The sequence below is a fragment of the Bradyrhizobium sp. NAS96.2 genome (assembly GCF_001908235.1).
Lineage (GTDB): Bacteria > Pseudomonadota > Alphaproteobacteria > Rhizobiales > Xanthobacteraceae > Bradyrhizobium.
The window spans coordinates 26,170-43,646 of the sequence record NZ_LGHK01000066.1 but is presented as its reverse complement, the minus strand read 5'-3'; the positions used below and the strand labels follow the sequence as shown (position 1 = coordinate 43,646).

At 61.4% G+C, this 17,477-nt stretch carries 18 protein-coding genes and 1 pseudogene; 7 read left to right on the top strand and 12 right to left on the bottom strand.

Annotation, left to right across the window (positions count from 1 at the left end):
- Positions 1–17: 17 nt before the first annotated feature.
- The 3 genes from AC628_RS15475 to AC628_RS15465 form a co-directional block, all read right to left on the bottom strand.
- Positions 18–785 (bottom strand): substrate-binding periplasmic protein, encoded by a 768-nt coding sequence (locus tag AC628_RS15475; protein WP_074127647.1) that lies wholly within the window; start codon positions 783–785, stop codon positions 18–20.
- A 35-nt stretch (positions 786–820) separates the two neighbouring features.
- A complete protein-coding gene (locus AC628_RS15470) occupies positions 821–1,156 on the bottom strand; it encodes a c-type cytochrome (protein ID WP_083632928.1) in 336 nt (111 codons plus the stop codon).
- A 92-nt stretch (positions 1,157–1,248) separates the two neighbouring features.
- Positions 1,249–2,961, bottom strand: coding sequence for a pyrroloquinoline quinone-dependent dehydrogenase (locus tag AC628_RS15465; protein WP_074127646.1), 1,713 nt, complete (start codon positions 2,959–2,961; stop codon positions 1,249–1,251).
- A 758-nt stretch (positions 2,962–3,719) separates the two neighbouring features.
- On the opposite strand from AC628_RS15465, the gene AC628_RS44785 reads away from it, so the two are divergent.
- Complete coding sequence (locus tag AC628_RS44785) at positions 3,720–4,136, top strand: hypothetical protein (protein WP_210190213.1); 417 nt, start codon at positions 3,720–3,722, stop codon at positions 4,134–4,136.
- Between the two features lie 10 nt (positions 4,137–4,146).
- Here the strand turns inward: AC628_RS44785 and AC628_RS15460 are convergent.
- Positions 4,147–5,258 (bottom strand): annotated as a pseudogene (locus AC628_RS15460) (IS630 family transposase).
- A gap of 146 nt (positions 5,259–5,404) precedes the next feature.
- Here AC628_RS15460 and AC628_RS45320 point away from each other — a divergent pair.
- Positions 5,405–5,581 (top strand): hypothetical protein, encoded by a 177-nt coding sequence (locus tag AC628_RS45320; protein ID WP_168193382.1) that lies wholly within the window; start codon positions 5,405–5,407, stop codon positions 5,579–5,581.
- A gap of 22 nt (positions 5,582–5,603) precedes the next feature.
- Here AC628_RS45320 and AC628_RS45315 read toward each other — a convergent pair whose 3' ends face one another.
- Both AC628_RS45315 and AC628_RS15445 read right to left on the bottom strand, forming a co-directional pair.
- Positions 5,604–5,798, bottom strand: coding sequence for a hypothetical protein (locus AC628_RS45315; protein ID WP_074127644.1), 195 nt, complete (start codon positions 5,796–5,798; stop codon positions 5,604–5,606).
- 1,021 nt (positions 5,799–6,819) lie between these two features.
- The gene (locus AC628_RS15445; protein WP_074127643.1) at positions 6,820–7,722 is read right to left on the bottom strand and encodes a LysR family transcriptional regulator; all 903 of its coding nucleotides are present in this window, start codon (positions 7,720–7,722) and stop codon (positions 6,820–6,822) included.
- A 101-nt stretch (positions 7,723–7,823) separates the two neighbouring features.
- Between AC628_RS15445 and AC628_RS15440 the strand changes: the two genes are divergently transcribed.
- The 5 genes from AC628_RS15440 to AC628_RS15425 are packed head-to-tail and all read left to right on the top strand — an operon-like array spanning position 7,824 to position 11,214.
- Positions 7,824–8,711 carry an aldo/keto reductase family oxidoreductase gene (locus tag AC628_RS15440; RefSeq protein WP_074127642.1) on the top strand — a complete coding sequence of 296 codons (888 nt, stop codon included), beginning with the start codon at positions 7,824–7,826 and terminating at the stop codon, positions 8,709–8,711.
- Positions 8,708–9,772: a zinc-binding dehydrogenase gene (locus AC628_RS15435; RefSeq protein ID WP_143201618.1), complete on the top strand. Its 1,065-nt coding sequence runs from the start codon at positions 8,708–8,710 to the stop codon at positions 9,770–9,772. The genes AC628_RS15440 and AC628_RS15435 overlap by 4 nt, the downstream gene beginning before the upstream one ends.
- Entirely contained in the window at positions 9,769–10,386 is a 618-nt protein-coding gene (locus AC628_RS15430; RefSeq protein ID WP_143201617.1) for a nuclear transport factor 2-like protein, read from the top strand. Before AC628_RS15435 ends, AC628_RS15430 begins: the two co-directional genes overlap by 4 nt.
- Positions 10,379–10,510: a hypothetical protein gene (locus AC628_RS45810; protein WP_283806581.1), complete on the top strand. Its 132-nt coding sequence runs from the start codon at positions 10,379–10,381 to the stop codon at positions 10,508–10,510. The genes AC628_RS15430 and AC628_RS45810 overlap by 8 nt, the downstream gene beginning before the upstream one ends.
- A 17-nt stretch (positions 10,511–10,527) precedes the next feature.
- Positions 10,528–11,214, top strand: a complete 687-nt coding sequence (locus tag AC628_RS15425) for an MBL fold metallo-hydrolase (protein ID WP_074127639.1) — start codon at positions 10,528–10,530, stop codon at positions 11,212–11,214.
- A gap of 573 nt (positions 11,215–11,787) precedes the next feature.
- Here AC628_RS15425 and AC628_RS15420 read toward each other — a convergent pair.
- The 6 genes from AC628_RS15420 to AC628_RS15395 form a co-directional block, all read right to left on the bottom strand.
- The gene (locus tag AC628_RS15420) at positions 11,788–12,843 is read right to left on the bottom strand and encodes a HupE/UreJ family protein (RefSeq protein WP_074127638.1); all 1,056 of its coding nucleotides are present in this window, start codon (positions 12,841–12,843) and stop codon (positions 11,788–11,790) included.
- Complete coding sequence (locus AC628_RS15415) at positions 12,840–13,361, bottom strand: hypothetical protein (protein ID WP_143201616.1); 522 nt, start codon at positions 13,359–13,361, stop codon at positions 12,840–12,842. Before AC628_RS15415 ends, AC628_RS15420 begins: the two co-directional genes overlap by 4 nt.
- Complete coding sequence (locus AC628_RS15410) at positions 13,358–14,851, bottom strand: Gldg family protein (RefSeq protein ID WP_074127636.1); 1,494 nt, start codon at positions 14,849–14,851, stop codon at positions 13,358–13,360. Before AC628_RS15410 ends, AC628_RS15415 begins: the two co-directional genes overlap by 4 nt.
- Positions 14,848–15,549 carry an ABC transporter permease gene (locus tag AC628_RS15405; RefSeq protein ID WP_074127635.1) on the bottom strand — a complete coding sequence of 234 codons (702 nt, stop codon included), beginning with the start codon at positions 15,547–15,549 and terminating at the stop codon, positions 14,848–14,850. Before AC628_RS15405 ends, AC628_RS15410 begins: the two co-directional genes overlap by 4 nt.
- Entirely contained in the window at positions 15,546–16,298 is a 753-nt protein-coding gene (locus AC628_RS15400; RefSeq protein ID WP_074127634.1) for an ABC transporter ATP-binding protein, read from the bottom strand. The genes AC628_RS15405 and AC628_RS15400 overlap by 4 nt, the downstream gene beginning before the upstream one ends.
- A gap of 118 nt (positions 16,299–16,416) precedes the next feature.
- Positions 16,417–17,271 (bottom strand): N-acyl homoserine lactonase family protein, encoded by an 855-nt coding sequence (locus AC628_RS15395; protein ID WP_074127633.1) that lies wholly within the window; start codon positions 17,269–17,271, stop codon positions 16,417–16,419.
- Between the last annotated feature and the right edge of the window lie 206 nt (positions 17,272–17,477).

Sequence of the window (17,477 nt, the reverse complement as noted above, 5' to 3'; positions counted from 1 at the left end):
CGCGCCCGTTCGCGCAGCTACTTCGGTGCTTGCAGCACAACACCGTAGCGCTTGTATATCCGATCGACTGTGCCTTCGGCTCCCAACCGCTCCAAAGCTGCATCGATGGCTTCGCGCAAATTGTTATCCGGACGAACCATACCAACGGCGACATTCCAGTTGAGGTCCGCCTCGCTCTCGTCACGATCCAGGACGCGGACTGCCTTTTCCGGGTGCGTCAGATTGAAATAGCTCGCGACAGTGGGCGTGACCGCGGCGGCGTCGATCTCATTGTTTGAGAGGGCCTCGAGGCTGTCGCTCTCGAAGCCGAAGGTCGATGTGGGTACGTGCCGTTGACCAATGATCATGGCTGCGACGGACCCGACCTGTACCCCCACCTTGGTATGCTCGTTGAGGCTCTTGAACGACGTGAGCGTGCTGGACGACGGCACGGCCAATGCGACGCCAGTGCGATAATAGGGCTTCGAGATCCTTAAGCGGGTTTCGCCTTGCGCCTCGCGGTCGGCAATGACGTCCAGAAGGATGTCACAGCCGGCGCTACGCATCTGGTACTGGGTGATGATCCAGTCGAGCCTCAGCGAGACGCCGAGTTCTCGTGCGAGCGCCTGTCCCAATTCAACCTGAAATCCGGGAGGGGCGCCGGCCTTGCTCGCGAAGGGAAGCGAGTTGGGATGAGCGCACAGCCCGATCACGCCGGCCGAGCGGATCGCGTCCAGGGTTCGCGCCTGCGCCGGCCCCGACAACCCCATGACTGCGCCAACCATGAGCGGGAGGATTATCTTCATTCCGCGTTCTCGGACCAGGCCTGGATTTCGCCGCCTCACCCCTCATGCGGTTTCAATTGCCGGATATACTTAATGATCTGGTCGATCTGCGCATCGCTGAAGGTCTCGCCGAATGCGGGCATCGCGCCAGACTTGCCATGCTTGATGCGGTCGCGAAGATAGTCGTCGTCGCGTGTCGTATTCATGAGCTGCGGCCCCTTGCCGGCCGCGCGCCCCCCATCGGAATGACACCAGCCACAGGTCGTCGCGAACAGCTGTGCGACGTCGATTGTCTCGTTGCCCGGCGCGGGCGTGGCAGATTGCGCATGGACCGGTGCGGCACATGTCAGCGACGCAGCCAGCAGCGCTAAGCCTTCCAGATTCCATTTCAACCGGTACAGCTCCCTTTTCGCAAGGCCGCGTCAGCCCATTGAAATGCGCGGGGGGCGGGAGCGTTCCCACTCCCCGACAGGCAATCTGGAACCTATTTCAAGCTGTAGACAATCAGCGCGCCGTCGTCGCGCGGCATGCTCTTGTAAACGCCGCCGAAGGTTGGCGCATAATCATCCGACGCCATGCCGCCAAAGCCCGCGGTCACTGCGATATACTGCTTGCCGCCGGCGGAGTAGCTGATGATCCCGCCCTGATGGCCGGTGCCATCCGAGTGATTCCACAGCTCGGTCCCGCTTTCAGCATCGTAGGCATGAATGGTGCCGCGCGAGTCAGGTACAAACACCAGATTCCCCGCGGTCGACAGGACGCTCGCGAGCGGCGGCTCGGGGAAGCGGACTTCCCACTTCTTGGCGCCAGTCACCGGGTCGCGCGCGTCAAGATGACCATAAATCTCTCCGTTCGGAGGAGGAGCGATCTTGAAATCGGCCCCGATGTTAAGCTGTGCTTGCGGGGTCGTCACCGGTGTCGTCTTCACGACCTCGAGGGTCATGCACCATTCCTGGCCGAGCTTGTAGTAGAGGCCCGTCTTCGGGTTGTAGGAGCCGGAATTGAAGCTGACACCGCCGGAGATATGCGGGCACAGCGGCTCGTCTACCTTTCCCGCCTTGAAGTCGCGCCGCCCGATCAGTTCGCCGGTCTTGGGGTCGATGTTCTTGACGAAATTGCTGTTCTCGGTGATCCGCCACACATTCTTCAAACCGAGATTGCGATCGTAGACGAAGATGTAGCCGCTCTTGTTTGGATGCACCACGAGCTTCTGACCGTCTCGATCGAGCATGACGAATTCCCCGACTGCGCTGTCGAAGTCCCAGGCGTCGTGGGGCAGCTCCTGATGATAGAATTTCAGCTTGCCGGTATCGATGTCGAGACCGATCACCGAACTCGTATAGAGATTGTCTCCGGGACGCGCGCCTTGCGTCTTGTAGTCGCTGCCCGACCAATCGTAGAGCGGCGCCGGGTTCGCGGTGCCCCACAGGATTGTATTGGTCTCGGAGTCGTAAGTACCAGGCATCCAGCCACCGCCTCCGCCAGTGCGCCAGGAATCACTTCCCCACGTCTTCATGGCTTCATCGGTGCCGGCGACCGTCAGAAACTCCCATTTCTTTTTGCCCGTGGCAGCATCGACAGCGAATATGGGGCCACGGCCCGGCCACTCGCCACCCTGCGCGCCGATGATCACCGTGCCCTTCGCGTAAAGCGGCGCCCCGGTGAAGCCGACCGTGAGTTTCTGTGAGTCGATCAGCTTAGTATCCCAGGCGACCTTCCCGGTCTTCATTTCGAGAGCGATGAGCCGGCCGTCCATCGTGCCGACAAAGACCTTGCCCTCACCAAGCGCTGCGCCGCGATTATAAGGAGAATGGGTCTGGCGAGAAATCAGCGCCTCGTCCAGCTCGGGAAAATAGGACCAGATCACCTCGCCCGTCGCGCCGTTGAGCGCAAACACCCGACTGTATGAGCCAGTGTAATAGAGAACGCCGTCGGCCACTAGTGGTATCGATTGCAGGCCGCGCGTCGACCGTCCGGGAATGTGGATCCAGGCAACGCTCAGATTGGCAACGTTGTTCGCGTTGATCTGCGCGAGCGGGCTGTAATGATAAGATTTGTATGAGCCGTGATAGGTCAGCCAGTCGTTCTGACCGGCGGCCTCGATGCGCGCAGTATCCACGGATTGAGCCAAAGCCGACGACACCGTGAGTGTCACACCAAAAACAAGAGATAGACCAGAATTGCACCACCGCTTCATGTGCCTTTCCTCCCGCCTTTATGCGTGTTGACTTCGTTTTTTGAAACGCCGCTGCGAGGGGGTGTTTGCTGACCGGTACGCGTCGGTTCGTACTCGCCAAAGGAGCTACGTTTACTGCTCATCTCGCGCCTAATAGAGTACGCCGGATCACGCAGAGTGCAATCACGGAATGTGCGCGCAACGCTAATGCTGAAGGTCAACCCGGCTTACCATTGACGATTTTCCTTTGAACAACTGTCGCGATCCCAGTGCTCAGTGCCTACGCTGATCTCGCGCTGCACCATGGCGTGCCCACCCCTGTTTCGCGAAAGTGTAGGCAAGCCCTGGTTGTTCGCACGGACTGGCTTCCAACCAAATCCAACGGTTTATGCGCAAACAACGGCTGCGGTGAGATTGTTGATGTTCTGTCGATAGCCGGGCGTCCGGTGTTCGACAGAGAGCGGCCCAAGAGCGGCATGGCGCGAACAATCGAGATGAGCCACCAGTCGAACATTCTTCGCAAGGGACGGGCCATTCGCCGTCCTCATGAGGACTGTCCCGATGAACGTACTACGGCAGCTGCGCGTCCGGTTGCGACGCAATCCCGAAGATGCGGTTGTCCAGTTTTGCCGGTTGAAGGCATCGCCGGACGGGGTACTCAGGAAACATTCCCGACATAAGATTTGCGCGCCCGAACGCGATTCCGGTGCCGGTCTTCGGAACAGAGGACCCCGTACTTTTGTTCAATCGTCTAGGGGCCTAACACAAGGAAAAAGGCCATGATTGCTGCCAGACTTACGATTTTTGGCGCGGTGCTCGCCTTCAGCAACTCCGCCATTGGCGGTCCCTGTAACACTGCGAGCCGCGATGCCGGCTCTGGGAACGTACCCGGTTATACTGAACAGACCACGGGTTCAACAGCGGCAGCCTCGAAGGAGCATCCGCCCACAACCGCGATGAACAAAGCAACGGAAGGTGCCGCAACATCATCAGAAGATGCCCAACACCAGATGCAGGGCCAGCCGACTGCTGCCGAGCAATTACAGCAAACCAAGCCCGCACCCTCCGGGCAGTCACAGAAGATGACGACGGGCACGCCCGACCGAACCCAGCCCGCGCCCTCCGAGCAATCAGAGAAGATGACTGCGGGTGCGGCTCAGCCCGCGCCCTCCGAAAAGAAGCCTGGTGATTGCTAGTCGGGTGAATCTAAAGTTCGCCACATAAAGTCTGCTGGGCTTTGTGGCAGAAGCGTTTGACGGAAGCTAAGATCTGGTCTGCAGACTTGGTCCATTTGAAGGGCTTCGGGTTGTTATTGTGCAGTTCGATGAAGGTACGGAGATGTCGGCCTCGAGCTGCCTGACGGAGGTGTGAACACCTCGCTGGATCTGCTTTCTGGTGAGTTCAGCGAACCAGCGCTCGATCTGATTGATCCATGACGCGGAAGTCGGCGTGAAGTGAACATGATAGTGCGGCCGGCGAGCGAGCCACGCTTTGATCTTGGGTGTCTTGTGGGTGGCGTAGTTGTCCATGACGATATGGACAGCGAGCCCCTCAGGGATTTGAGCGTCGATCTCTTTGAGGAACTTCAAGAACTCGACCGCCCGATGCCGCTTGTAGCATTTGCCAATGACAAAGCCGGAAGCGATGTCGAGCGCGGCAAACAGCGTGGTCGTCCCATGCCGCACATAGCTGTGCGTACGACGTTCCGGCACCCCAGGCATCATCGGCAAGACCGGCTGCTCGCGATCGAGTGCCTGGATCTGGCTTTTCTCATCGACGCTGAGGACAACGGCTCGGTTCGGTGGGGACAGGTAAAGCCCGACAATATCGCGGACCTTATCGAGGAATAGCGGATCGCTCGACAGTTTAAATGTCTGGCTGCGGTGCGGCTGCAAGCCGAACGCCGTCCACATTCGGCGGATCGTGGTGTGAGAAAAGCCAGTTTCCGCAGCCATCGAGCGGATCGACCAGTGCGTCGCGTCGGGCGGTGTCGTACGCAATGTCCGCTCGATTACCTCAGCAACCCGATCGTCGCCGATGGTTCGAGGGCGGCCAGCGCGGGCTTCGTCAAGCAGGCCATCACAGCGATCCTTCAAGACTCGGCGGCGCCACTTGCCAACGATGTGTTCATGGATGCCAAGTTCGGCAGCCACAGACTTGCTTGGCAGATCATCTGCACATCGCAGGATCGCGCGGCACCGCTCAGATAGCGATCGGGCTACACGATGACGACGAACTTGCCTCTCCAAGTACGCCCGCTCCTGCGGGCTAAGCACTAACGGCGCGATCGGCCGGCCTCGCACACCTGCATTCGCCACTGGCACTCTCCTCTCTAGCGAGCCGGTTCAATGGCGGACCTCCGAAGGAGGAGCCCCTGAACCAATGGGTGCCGCCTGTCGAATTCAGGTTCGACAGCCCTCGCGGTCAACAGACGGCAGCGACCGCAAATCCTGGCATCGCCTACGTGGCCGTGACGTGGCAGGCCTCGGCGCAAGTGATCATCCCGCTCAATCACGCCGGCGGGACCGGCCCAGGATTCCGGGCGCAATTGTTGTACTTCCTCGATGATCTCGCGCCGTCGCTGGTTGCGGTCGCGCCCTCCTCCTGGTCGAGGATCGCAGGCATCGTGCCCGATCGCTAGACCAACTCGTCCCAACGCGAGATCAAAGACCTTCCACTTGTCGCCGGCCGTCGCCCAGGCCGACATCTGCATTGCTCAAATGTATCTTGCAATAGCTCCCGACCAGGCCCTCGGGTCCGGCAAGCACGGCCGTATTGTACGTGGCTCCGCCATCGCGCTCGGCAAGCCCGGCGAGGTAGGTCCGCAGCTTCATGGCGAGGCGAGTGAAGGCTTTCACTGTCTCGCCATTCAGCGCCTCCGCCCGCGCTGCCGGGTCGGTCAGGCCGGTCAGCGCTCACCACAGCGCTGGCGATGGGTGCGGCGCGTCTTGCTGCGCTTCCGACATCTGCGAGTGCGGTCGCGCACGCGCTTCACGTTTTACGGCGCCCCTAGAACCCGCGATTTCGCGTCTCATTACTCGCATCAGGCGAACTGGACGGGCGAATTACCTCCGCCATGTTGGCATTTGGCGCTTCCTCCGTAGATCCAGTAGCACTGCGACGCCGAGGAAGAGCCGCCGTCTCGACGCCGGTTGAAGGGAGACAAGCAATAACGCTCCATCTGCCGTGACCTAGCTGGTCGAATGAGCTGCTGCGCCGAAAGCCGATATGAAGCACAGCCGCGCGGATGGGCGGATTGTCACGCGGATCCCAACCTACCGACCATCTTCCGACTTCCATCCGGGAGAGCCTGCGCAGGCTGCTATCCGTGCCATCGCACTCCTCGGAGCGGCTCCCTGCCTTTACGTTCCAGATTGATCTTCAAAGAACAGTCGGAGCGCCCTAAACCGCGGGTGTCTGCATTGCTTTCGGGGCGAAAGCGGACTGCGGCAAACTTGCCGTTGCCCTTGTCAATGGCCCGCATCAAGCACAACAGCAAGAGCGCACGAGATTGCAGTTTGGCGTACAAAATCGCACAAATGGCGGAGAGAGTGTCAGTCAATCCTTGTTGAAAGATCAAGCATTTTTGACTTCCTTAGACCAAAACCCACCGTCTGAGCTACGACCGAAAAAGGAGTTTTGGCTTCGAGTCCTTTGTCCGCTTTGCGCAAAGAGCTGCCATCCTCGCTAAATCGCATTCCGACCCTAAACAGACTATTTAAGGACGGGCAGATTTGTTCTCTCTTTTCAAGCATGGCGGGATCGCTGATCAACGTGCTTTCGCCGCCGAGGGGAGACACCAAGAGCACTAGCTTAGGAAGGAATGTTCAGTGCGCGGACCTCGCCATCAGCCATGCATTGGCTTAAGCGTATCGCGCTTTAACGCAGCCCCTTGATGTAGTCGATGAAGGCGCGCAGCGCCGGTGGAACGAGGCGGCTTCCGGAATAATAAAGGAAAGGCCCTGTAAAGGGCTGCCACCACTCGGCGAGCACTGGCTCAAGTCGGCCGCTCTCGAAGTGCGGCCGAAGCCAATCCTCGAAGAGATGGATGATTCCGATGCCCGCGAGCGCGGCATCGACGCCGAGGTCGGAAGCGCCGCCAACCCGCACCACCAGCCGGCTTTGCGGTTCGACGCGGACCACGTCGCCCTTGCGCTCGAATTCCCAGGGACTCGCCAATGCGCCGGTGACGAAACGGCCCAGAATGCAGGCGTGCCCGAGCAGGTCGCGCGGATGCTCGGGGCGACCATGCCGATCGAAATATGCCGGCGCGGCGGCGGTCGCATAGCGTTGGATGCGCGGCCCGATCGGCACGGCGATCATGTCCTGCTCCAGGCGCTCGTCGTAGCGGATGCCAGCATCGTTTCCTGATGCCAACACATCGATGAGGTGATCCTCAGCATCGATTTCCACCCGGATATCGGGATAGGCGGTCATGAAGCCGGGCAGGATCGAAGGCAGCGTCAGCCGTGCCGCGCTCACGGGCACGTTCAGGCGCAGCGTGCCCGATGGACGGTCGCGCAACCCATCGACCACTTCGAGCGCGGCTTCGACTTCGCTCAGCGCCGGCGCGAGACGCGCCATCAGGAGCGCGCCCGCCTCGGTCGGCGTAACGCTGCGCGTCGTGCGGTGAAGCAGGCGGACGCCCAACCGCGTTTCAAGTCGCTGCACCGCTTCGCTCAACGTGGAAGCGCTGACATCGGTATGCCGCGCGGCGTCGCGGAAGCCGCGCGCGCGGGCGACGGCGACAAAAGCGTTGAGGTCTTCGAGATCAGCTCGCATTGTTCGGCTTTCCGTACAGCCTGTGCGGATAATGTCCACTAAACACCATAATCCTACTCGCCTAGATTAGCGGCCACAAGACGAAAAATGCGGAGCTTTCCATGCAGGCCATTGAACAGCCTAAGGAAAAGGCGGGTAACTTTTTGCTGGGTGACCGCCAGGTGAAGCGGCTCGGCTACGGGGCGATGCAGCTCGCTGGCCCCGGCGTCTTTGGGCCGCCGCGCGACCATGATGCCGCGCTGGCGGTGTTGCGCGAAGCGGTGGCCGCCGGCGTCGACCACATTGACACAAGCGATTTTTACGGGCCGCACGTCGTCAACAAGCTGATCCGCGAGGCCCTGTCGCCCTGTCCGCAAGACCTCGTCGTCGCCACCAAAGTCGGCGCGGTGCGTGGCGAGGATGGGTCATGGAATCCGGCGCAAGAGCCGGACCAGCTCCGCGCCGCAGTCGAGGACAATCTGCGCAACCTCGGTCTTGATCGGCTTGAAGTCATCAACTTGCGCATCCATCCCGACGACCAGGCGCGCGGCGACCACTCGATCGCAAAAAGCTTCGCGGCACTCGCAACGATGCAGTGCGAAGGGCTGATCCGCCATCTTGGCCTCAGCGACGCGACCGCTGCGCAGGTCCGTGAAGCGCGCGGCATCGCGCCGGTCGTGTGCGTGCAGAACGAATACAACCTCGCGCACCGGAACGACGACACGCTGATCGACAGCCTTGCGGCCGACAACATCGCCTATGTCCCGTTCTTCCCGCTGGGCGGCTTCAGTCCGCTTCAGTCATCGAGCCTTTCCGCCGTGGCAGCACGGCTCGGCGCTACCCCGATGCAGGTGGCGATCGCCTGGTTGCTGCAACGCTCGCCGAACATCCTGCTCATTCCGGGCACTTCTTCCGTCGCGCACCTGCGCGAGAATCTCGGAGCCGCGACGCTGGTTCTTCCGAGAGACGCCGTGGCGGATCTCGACACGATCGGCGCGAAGAAGCCTTGAGCAAAGGCATTCTTACAGAAACCCAAAACCAACTACTCCATCGAAAGGTTACGATCATGAAAGCAGTCAAGTTGAAAGGCAGCGGCGAACCGCGCGACGTCCTCACGCTGAGCGACATCGATAAACTGCCGCCTCCGAACGGCAGCAACGTTGTCGTCCATATCCGCAAACGGGCCGTCCATCCGGCGGACTACCAGACAATCCGCGGCTTCCTTCCCGCGGATGTCTTCGCGCCCGGCGGCATTCCGGGCATCGATGGCGTGGGCGTGGTGGAGGCAATCGGACCCGATGTCGATCCCGCGAGCGAGATCTCGGTCGGCACGCGCGTCATCGTGTATCACGCCCACGCGACCTGGGCCGAGCGCGTCGCGGTGCCGGCCTCCTCGCTGATGCCCGTGCCGGACGACATCGACGATGCCGTCGCAACCCAACTGGCGACGAACGGTATCACCGCCGTGATGCTGCTGCGAGCAGCGGAGCAAGAGACCGAAGGCAGAAAGGCGCCCTTGCTCGTCACGGCCGCCAGTTCGGGCGTTTCGCGCAGCATAATTGCGCTGGGGCGCTTGAAGGGCCACGAGGTGATCGGCCTGGTGCGCCGCGACGCCGATGCCGCCGGCCTCGCCGAACAATTCGACAAGGTCCCCGTGATTGGCACCGACCGCGCGAACTGGCCCGATGCCGTGAAAGCAGCGGCCGGGCAGCCGCCGGTCGTCGCGATCGACGCGATCGGTGGCGAGATGATGCCCGCGCTGCTCGGGTTGCTGACCCCCGGCGGCACGCTGGTCACCTATGGGGCGCTCGATGGGCGGCCGTCGCCGATCCACTCTGGTTTCGTGACCGCGTTCGAGCTGACCATTCGCGGCTGCTCTGCGATGGGTTGGGCGACGCGCACGCCGCCGGAACAGCGTGCCGCGGATTTCGCTGCGCTGTTCGACCTGGTGCGCCGCGCTCCGCATCTTTTCGCCGGCTATCGCGAGTTCGCCCTAGCCGATGTGGTCGAGGCGATCGCCGCGGCGGAGGCGAGCCCGCGGCGCGGTGCGACGATCCTGGTGTCCCCATGAGCGATACAGCGCAGGCTGCGCGCAATGACGCGGTGGCCTCCCTGGGCCGGTCGCGTCTTTTGACCTGCATAAGCGGTGGCCTGCCTACGCATCGCTCACCCCGTCCGTCTTCCAATCAGGTGCCCATCATGATCGATAGCCATCCTAAACTTACGGACGCGGAAGTCGTCCGCATCGTCCAGAATTATTACGACTCCGTCGATTCGCTCGACGCGGATCGGATTGCCGGCACCTATTTGCCCGCGCCTAAGACGACCCTGCAGTTCAACGCTGACGAACCGATCGTCACGGTCGATGCCATAAGAGCGTTCTCAACCGGCTTTGCCGGGGCGGTAGCGTGCATCCGCCACACCCGGGTCGACATTTGGTCCCGGCCCCTCATGGGAGATGTCGTTCCGGCAGACCTACCTGCCCCACGAACCGATGCGACGCTGACGGTCGTGTCAACCGCCCTTCCGACCTTCGCGGTCGGGCAAGGAGCGGCGGCCAAACGCATCGCGCTGCCGGCGACATCAATCTTCACGATCGACGTGGCTTCGGGAAAGTTCGTCTCGGTCCACAACATGTTCGATATCGCAAAGGTGTACGCTGCCGTAGGAGACGGACATGGCTGACACCAAACCTCACGATGCTCACCCTCACTTCGAGGAGGAGCACAATTCAGGAAAAATTGAATCGTTTCTGGCCGCAGCCAGACGAGCGCTGGCTCGCGTCGACAATCCGCATGGTTCCGAGTAGCTATGATGGAGGCATAAATGAAACAGATTTTTCCGGATCTCTGGCAAACGCGGGCGGAGCATCCGTTCGCAGGCGTGACTTCGCACGCTTACCTTCTGGTGCGCGATACGGGCAACATCCTTCTCTATAGCTCCGGTTTGCGTGAAGAGTACCAGCACATCAAAGAGCTCGGCGGTGTCGCGCACCAGTATCTAAGCCATAGGGACGAGGCGGGCCCCGCGCTCGCTGAGATCAAGGAACAGTTCAGCGCAAAGCTCTGGTGCCACCGCCTCGAAGAACCATCCATTAGTAAATTCGCGCGCGTCGATAATCAATTCGACAAGCGTGAGGTCGTGAACGGCATCGAGGTCATACCGACACCGGGCCACACCGATGGCAGCGTGTGCTTTGTCGTCCGTTCGGTACACGGTAAGACCTATCTCTTCACGGGCGACACGATCTATCAGGAAAACGGCGCCTGGGAGGCCCGCGTCACCGGATACGCGGGTGGCTCGAAATCCGACCTTAAGAGTAGCCTCATGCTCTTGCGGGACCTCGGGCCAGCGGTCGTGTTCTCAAGCGCTTCGGTCGGCGACGTTCCATTCGAGGAGGTGACGGCAGCCGAGTGGCAATCGGACATCGATAACGTCGTTCGTACGCTGTCCTCGCCGATCCCTCGCGTGCTTCGTTCGCTCATCAAGCCGTCGCGCAAGACGCAGGATTGAGATCCTCAACGTTGCGCTGCAGGTAAGAAACGCGCCCCGCAGCTTCTCCCGAAGGTCAGGACCGTCGTCGACCTGCTCAGGCAAGAGTTTGCTGATCTGAGGGAAAGCCAAGGCGCGAAGAAACTCCGAACCAAACGTCCCAAGGCAAGCAAGATCAAAGGTTAGCCCTCTCGCGAGAGTGGAAGTCGAACCCACGATCCTGATCGCAATCTTCTCCCTGCCGCTCATAACGGTCTGGTTGCAGGTTCGAGTCCTGGCGGGCCCACCAATGAGATCAAGGGCTTATAGCAAGTACATCGCGAACCAACGAAGCGCCGCCACAGTTATCGCCACAGATACGTGCTGTGTCCGTTCCTGTGTTTTGGGAGCACGAGTCTAGTTGTGCGGCTCTTGCTTTTCGAGCTCGCGAACTCTCACGACACTGAGCAAGGCTATATAGGCCTTTGCAAGGGATATTAAAGCGCGATGAGATTGGGATGAATCGTCATCGCGCTTTAGGTCTTTGTTTGAGCATGATCTTTTCGGAAAACCGCTCCACACTTTTCCGGATCATGCTTTATTGGCTCACGAGTTTCAGCCGACAAGAACTCGCTCGAGCAACCAATACGTGCCGATCGCCGCGGCGGCGATGGAGGCGAGGCGTGGGGTCAGCTGCGCGGCCCGACCTTGCGACATCAGCGTCAGCAACGGAAGCGCGATCACCACGAAGATGAGCTGACCGGTCTCGACACCTGCGTTAAATCCGACCAATGCGCGGAGCAAAGCTGCGCCCTTCAGTTCGAGTTCGCCAAGGGCAGACGCAAACGCAAGTCCGTGCACAAGGCCGAATCCAAAGCTCCACATCCACCGCCGCCGATCCGGCGCCGCCGCGAACAGGTTTTCCAGCGCAACCCAGATGATGGTCGCGGCTATAAGCGGCTCAACGATGCGTTCGGGGACCCTGATAAAACCCAGCGTTGCCAGCGTGAGCGTCACGCTGTGGGCGAGCGTGAAGGCGGTTACGATCTTCACCACCGACCAGAAGCCGCGCGCGATAGCCAGTAGCGCGAGAAGAAAGAGCAAATGGTCGTAGCCAGTGAGAATGTGCTCGACGCCGAGCTTCACAAAATCCAGCCAGCCGGTCGCGACGGGACGGTCAATGTCGATGGCCGCCGTTCGTGATGTCTCACCGAAGACCACCTGCCGCTCGCCGCTCGACGTGCGGATGTTGCCGAGGCTCTGATAATGTTCGCCAAGAAAGCCGCCCCAGTCTTCGGTAACCGTGAGGCGGCCATGCCCAGGGTCGCAAGTAAGCCCGATCTCGATCGTCGCACGGGTCTCGTTTGCGCCGGCGCCACCGATGCGCACGCGTCCCGCGCGGCAGCGCGCGCCGCCAAGATCGACCGTGACGCTCCTGCGCGCCGCTTCCGCTACCGCTTCTGCCGCCGAGCGATCGCCATTGGCGGCTGCGTTCAGCATGGAAGCCGACGCCTGTGGTATTTCAGGCAACGCGACAGAGAGCGCATAAGAGAGGCGGTCGCCCGACAACTCGATGCGGACCAATCCGGTGGTGGTGACATGGGCCGAGACATCGGCGCAGCAGGCGATTGCAAGCCAGAATGCAATCCATCGTGCGAGACGCGCGCTCACGGCATCTTCCCCACCCGCTCCCACTCCTCGGCGACGAAGCCGGGCAGCAGCGCAATCTCACTGCTCCCCTCGCGCCTGACATAGTGCGACAGTCCGAGCACATTGGTCGCGCCGAAGGAGATGACGAAGGACGAAGCGCCGCTGCCGTTGACTACGACGCGCAACCGGGGCGGATCCAATCCGAATTGCGCGGGGTCGACGGCTGCAGTCTCGGTCGCGCTCAGTACACGCTCCGGTCCCGAATTGCGCAGCAATCTGAGCGCGCCGTCAAGCCGCGCCGCGAAGCCTGCCGTCGTCGCCCCCGCCGCCGCATGCCAGCCATCCTCCGCGCGGACAAAATGCCAGCGCCCCTCATGTGTTTCCAATTCGACCTCGCGAACATCCTGGAGCCGGATCGTCATCAGGCCTTTCGGCACAAACGGCAGCAACCCCGAACCGCCGCGACCACCGGTCAACGCAAGTGCCGCCAGAAAGACGATGGCGCCCAGAGCTGCAGCGCTCCAGATCAACCGGTTCATCGCCGCAACCACCACATCGCGCCGCCGGCAAAGGCGATCAGGCCCGGCATCAAAAGAACGGTGACGATGAAGATGCCGCGCATCTGCTCGCCCGTCAGCGAGACGGTCGGCAGCACTTCCACGGGCGGCTTCATGGTCGGCGCTCGCTCCTCGTGCGTAAGCCAGGCGAGTGCGGCGAGCACGACGTCCGAGTTGGCCAGGTATGGGAAGAATGAGTTGGAGACGAAATCGGCGTCACCAGCCACGACCATGCGGAATATCGAGGGGGCCGTTTCGTTCAATCGGCCTTCGGCGGCGACAGCGATAATCCTCGATGCGCGCGATGCGGACGCCGCGGTCGAACCGTTATCCAAGCGGTCGGCGATGATGTAAGCCTCGGAGCTGCTGGCCGCCAGTGCCGTCAGCTTGAGGCCGGCCGTCGGTACTATTTCGAGTGGGCGTACCCCCGGATAGAACGACAGTGTCAGGCCGCGCGTGATCGGATGGACACCATAGTGTGACACGGCAATCATCTGTTCGTCGGTGAAATAGTGCTCCTTGGGATCGACGATCACGCCATTGCCAACCTTGATGCCGGCAGAGGCGAGCAGCGCGGCAAGATCGTCATCAAGCTCATAGTCGGGCTCGATCAGGAACATCGCCGAGCCGCCCCGCTCCAGATAGCGGCGCATCAGCTCGGTCTGGCCGGGAGAATAGCGGGTGCGCGGATTGGCTTCGACGACAGCGCCGCAATCGTCCGGGATCGGCTGGCCGGTCGCAAAGGAGATCTTGCGCGCGGCAAGGCCGAGCTTCTCGATCGCGCGTCGTAACCGGCCGATCCCGTGTTGCTCCATCTGCACGACCGGCAGCCCCGAAGCGTCGTGGCTATGGCTGTGAGCGCCTTCGAAATGCGTATGGAATTCGAAATTGTCGATGTCGTATTCGCCGTTACCGGCGGCAAAGCAGATCACGACCTCGCGCTTGCGCAACAAACGCAGCACGCCGAGCGCGATCTCGCGATCGTCCGTCGTCACGACTTCGATGCGGCGATCGCCCGACCGCAGCACGGCCGAATTGTAGGTGCGCACGCCGAAACTGGAGGCGAGCGCCGGGTTCTGGTCGGCGTCGATCAGGCGGACACGAAAATTCCCGTTCTCTCGTTCGAGCTGCCGCAGCATAGCGCCAAGGGCGACCGCGCCGGGGTTCTGCTTCTGGTAGAAATAGGTAACGTCGATGGGTTCGGCGAGCCTGCGCACCACCTCGCCTGCTTCGGCGGAGGGCGTGAAGGCCTTCTCGCGCGTGAAATCGAGATGCGCGTCGTGACGGAACAGCGCCGCGTTGGCGAGGACCACGACAGCGACGGCGACGGCGACCACTAGGGCAGCGGAGACGGCACGGCTGGCATAGCCGAGCCGTACCGGCAGTCTCAAGCCCGCCGCAAACAATAGTGCAAGCGCGGCAACCACGCCCAAAAACCAGACGAGATTGATCGCCTCGGATGCCTGGATCATCGCTGCGCAAGCCCCCAGGTGGTCAGAAACAGCGCGAGCATGCTCGAGGTGATGAAATAGCCGATGTCCGAGACGAACACCGAGCCTGACACCATCGGCTTGAAATGTCCGATCAGGGACAGGTTGAGGGCGAGGCTGTCGAAGGGCGGCGATAACAGATAGGACACGGAATCGGCGAACCAGAGCATCAGGAAGATGCCGATCGACAGCGCCGCCGCGACGACCTGATTTTCGGTGATACTCGACATCAGCAGGCCGACCGCAACCAGGAGCGAGGCATGCAGCGCGAGCGCCAGATACCCGGCGTAGATTTGTCCCCAGTCAGGCTCGCCGTAACGATCGAGGATCACCGCATAAACGAGCGAGAGCGCAAAGATGCCGAGCACGAGCGTCAACGTGGCGGCATATTTGGCGAGCACGATCGAAAGCTCCGGCACCGGCGCAGTGAGGAGCAGCTCGAGCGTCTCCGACCGCCGCTCCTCGGCAAAGCTGCGCATGGTCAGCACCGGCACCAGCACGATCGAGAGCACATACATCTGGTGAAAGATGTACTGAAGGTTGGCCACCTTGGTCGCAAACAGCGTCAGGCTGAAGGTATAGCCGAGCACGAGTAGGAAAACCGCGGCCACTGTGTAGCCAATCGGCGACGTCAGCGTCGCGTTGAGCTCCTTGGCAAAGAGAATTCGCAGCGTTCTCATGTGAGCGACAGGAACCAGGCTTCGAGGTCGGCAGTATCTGCCATTGCACGGACGCCCAGGAGGCGCCCGTTGAGCAGCACCGCCACCCGGTCACAGGTCTTCTCGACTTCGCTGAGAATGTGGGAGCTTATCAGCACCGTGTGGCGCCCGGCGAGCGAGCGGATCAGCTGCCGCATCTCAATGATCTGGCGTGGATCAAGCCCATTGCTAGGCTCGTCGAGGATAAGGATGTCCGGATCGTGGACCAGCGCCTGGGCGAGCGCAGTCCGCTGCCGATAGCCCCTGGACAAGGCCCGTGTCGGCTTGTCGGCGACAGTGGACAGCACGAGCCTATCGACGATGCGTTCGACGGCGCCTTTCACGTTCCCCTCGGGCACGCCGCGCAGCCGTGCCATGAAGGCCAGGAATTCTCTCACCCGCATCTGCCGGTACAGCGGCGCTGCTTCCGGCACATAGCCGATGCGCCGCCGCACCGCGAGTGAATCGCCGACGACATCGTGGCCTGCGACCATCAAGCGGCCGGCCGATGGCAGGAGATAGCCCGCAAGCAGCCGCATGAACGTGGTCTTGCCGGAGCCGTTCGGACCCAGCAAGCCGAACACTTCCCCGGCGTGAATGTCGAGCGTGAGCCCCTCCAGCGCCAATACCGGACCGTAGCGCTTGCTCACATTGGACGCAGAGATCGCTGGGGCGATACCCGTCTGGACCAACGCATCATTAGGCGCCGCGTCGATTGCCGAGATGGTCATGCAGCGTCCCGAACAGGCGAGTGCGTCCGCGGGAAAGGTGAGTCTACCGCCCCGCTCCGGGACTCGCCCTGAGGTCCGGCGCGGCCTCTCAAGGGAGCGCCCCGCGCCGGCTTAAGGCTCAATCATAGAACTCTGGCGCGTGCTTGGTGGCTTTGAAAACCTCCGGATCATGCCCGTAGAAGATCTGGGCATTGTTGGCGTCGCGAACCAGCCGAACGCGCTGGTAGCTGCGATAGGCATCGCTCGGATTGTAGGTGCCCGGAATCGGCGGGATCAGGTTCTTATCGAGGTTTTCTTTCAGATAAACCACGTCGCTGGTCAGAATAACCGTACCCGTCTTGGGCAATTTGACGGTTACGAACTGGCTGCCGGGGGTGTGCCCGGGAGCCCGCATCACGCGCACCGAACCGTCATCGAACAGATCGAGGTCGCCCTCGAGGCGGATGATGTTCATCTTCTTGGTGTCGGCGAAGTCGCCTGGAATATAATAGAGCGAGTAGCCGACATCCGGCCACCATGCGGCCTTCAGTTCATCGTTCTGGGCAACGAGGGTCGCATTCGGAAACTGACTGACATTGCCGCCATGGTCGAGATGCAGGTGACCGACCACGACATATTTGATGTCGTCAGTCTTCAGTCCGATCTTCTCGAGCTGTGCGGGAATGGCATCGTCCTTTGTCATCTTGAGACCGAACCCCTTGGCAAGCGGTCCCCACCAGCCTTCGGGATCGGTAATCGTCTTATCGTTGTTTCCGGTATCGATGATGACATTGCCCTTGGGATGCTTGAGCACATAGAAGCTCACGGGCGCCCAATCGATATTGCCTTGACCGCCCATCTGCAGGGCTGCCTTCGGGAAGCCTCCCAACGAACCCGACGTGAAGACGTATAGCTTGGGGCCTTCCTGCGCGGCGGCAGCGCTCGCAAGGCCGAGCGCGATAGCCAGACTCAATGCAACCGGCTTGATCGTCATGGCAGCTCCTCCTGAGCCTTCGCTTTACGGGCTGTTTTTGTTTTACTGGCTGTCTTTGCAGCCACGGCTACCTGGCCTGGCGCGGCCGAGGCGGGTAGTCAGAGAGAATAGATTGGCCCCTTGCAAAAGCAAGTTGGCCGACCGGGCCAAAACGGGAAAGTTTTTCCCCACGGGGCCAGAGTTGACAGAACGATACGGTTCAGGCG

Bases quoted from the DNA above. Each gene is read 5' to 3' on its own strand.
- AC628_RS15475 (WP_074127647.1), bottom strand. From the start codon at position 785: ATGAAGATAATCCTCCCGCTCATGGTTGGCGCAGTCATGGGGTTGTCG.
- AC628_RS15465 (WP_074127646.1), bottom strand. From the start codon at position 2,961: ATGAAGCGGTGGTGCAATTCTGGTCTATCTCTTGTTTTTGGTGTGACA.
- AC628_RS44785 (WP_210190213.1), top strand. From the start codon at position 3,720: ATGATTGCTGCCAGACTTACGATTTTTGGCGCGGTGCTCGCCTTCAGC.
- AC628_RS15445 (WP_074127643.1), bottom strand. From the start codon at position 7,722: ATGCGAGCTGATCTCGAAGACCTCAACGCTTTTGTCGCCGTCGCCCGC.
- AC628_RS15440 (WP_074127642.1), top strand. From the start codon at position 7,824: ATGCAGGCCATTGAACAGCCTAAGGAAAAGGCGGGTAACTTTTTGCTG.
- AC628_RS15430 (WP_143201617.1), top strand. From the start codon at position 9,769: ATGAGCGATACAGCGCAGGCTGCGCGCAATGACGCGGTGGCCTCCCTG.
- AC628_RS45810 (WP_283806581.1), top strand. From the start codon at position 10,379: ATGGCTGACACCAAACCTCACGATGCTCACCCTCACTTCGAGGAGGAG.
- AC628_RS15425 (WP_074127639.1), top strand. From the start codon at position 10,528: ATGAAACAGATTTTTCCGGATCTCTGGCAAACGCGGGCGGAGCATCCG.
- AC628_RS15415 (WP_143201616.1), bottom strand. From the start codon at position 13,361: ATGAACCGGTTGATCTGGAGCGCTGCAGCTCTGGGCGCCATCGTCTTT.
- AC628_RS15410 (WP_074127636.1), bottom strand. From the start codon at position 14,851: ATGATCCAGGCATCCGAGGCGATCAATCTCGTCTGGTTTTTGGGCGTG.
- AC628_RS15405 (WP_074127635.1), bottom strand. From the start codon at position 15,549: ATGAGAACGCTGCGAATTCTCTTTGCCAAGGAGCTCAACGCGACGCTG.
- AC628_RS15400 (WP_074127634.1), bottom strand. From the start codon at position 16,298: ATGACCATCTCGGCAATCGACGCGGCGCCTAATGATGCGTTGGTCCAG.
- AC628_RS15395 (WP_074127633.1), bottom strand. From the start codon at position 17,271: ATGACGATCAAGCCGGTTGCATTGAGTCTGGCTATCGCGCTCGGCCTT.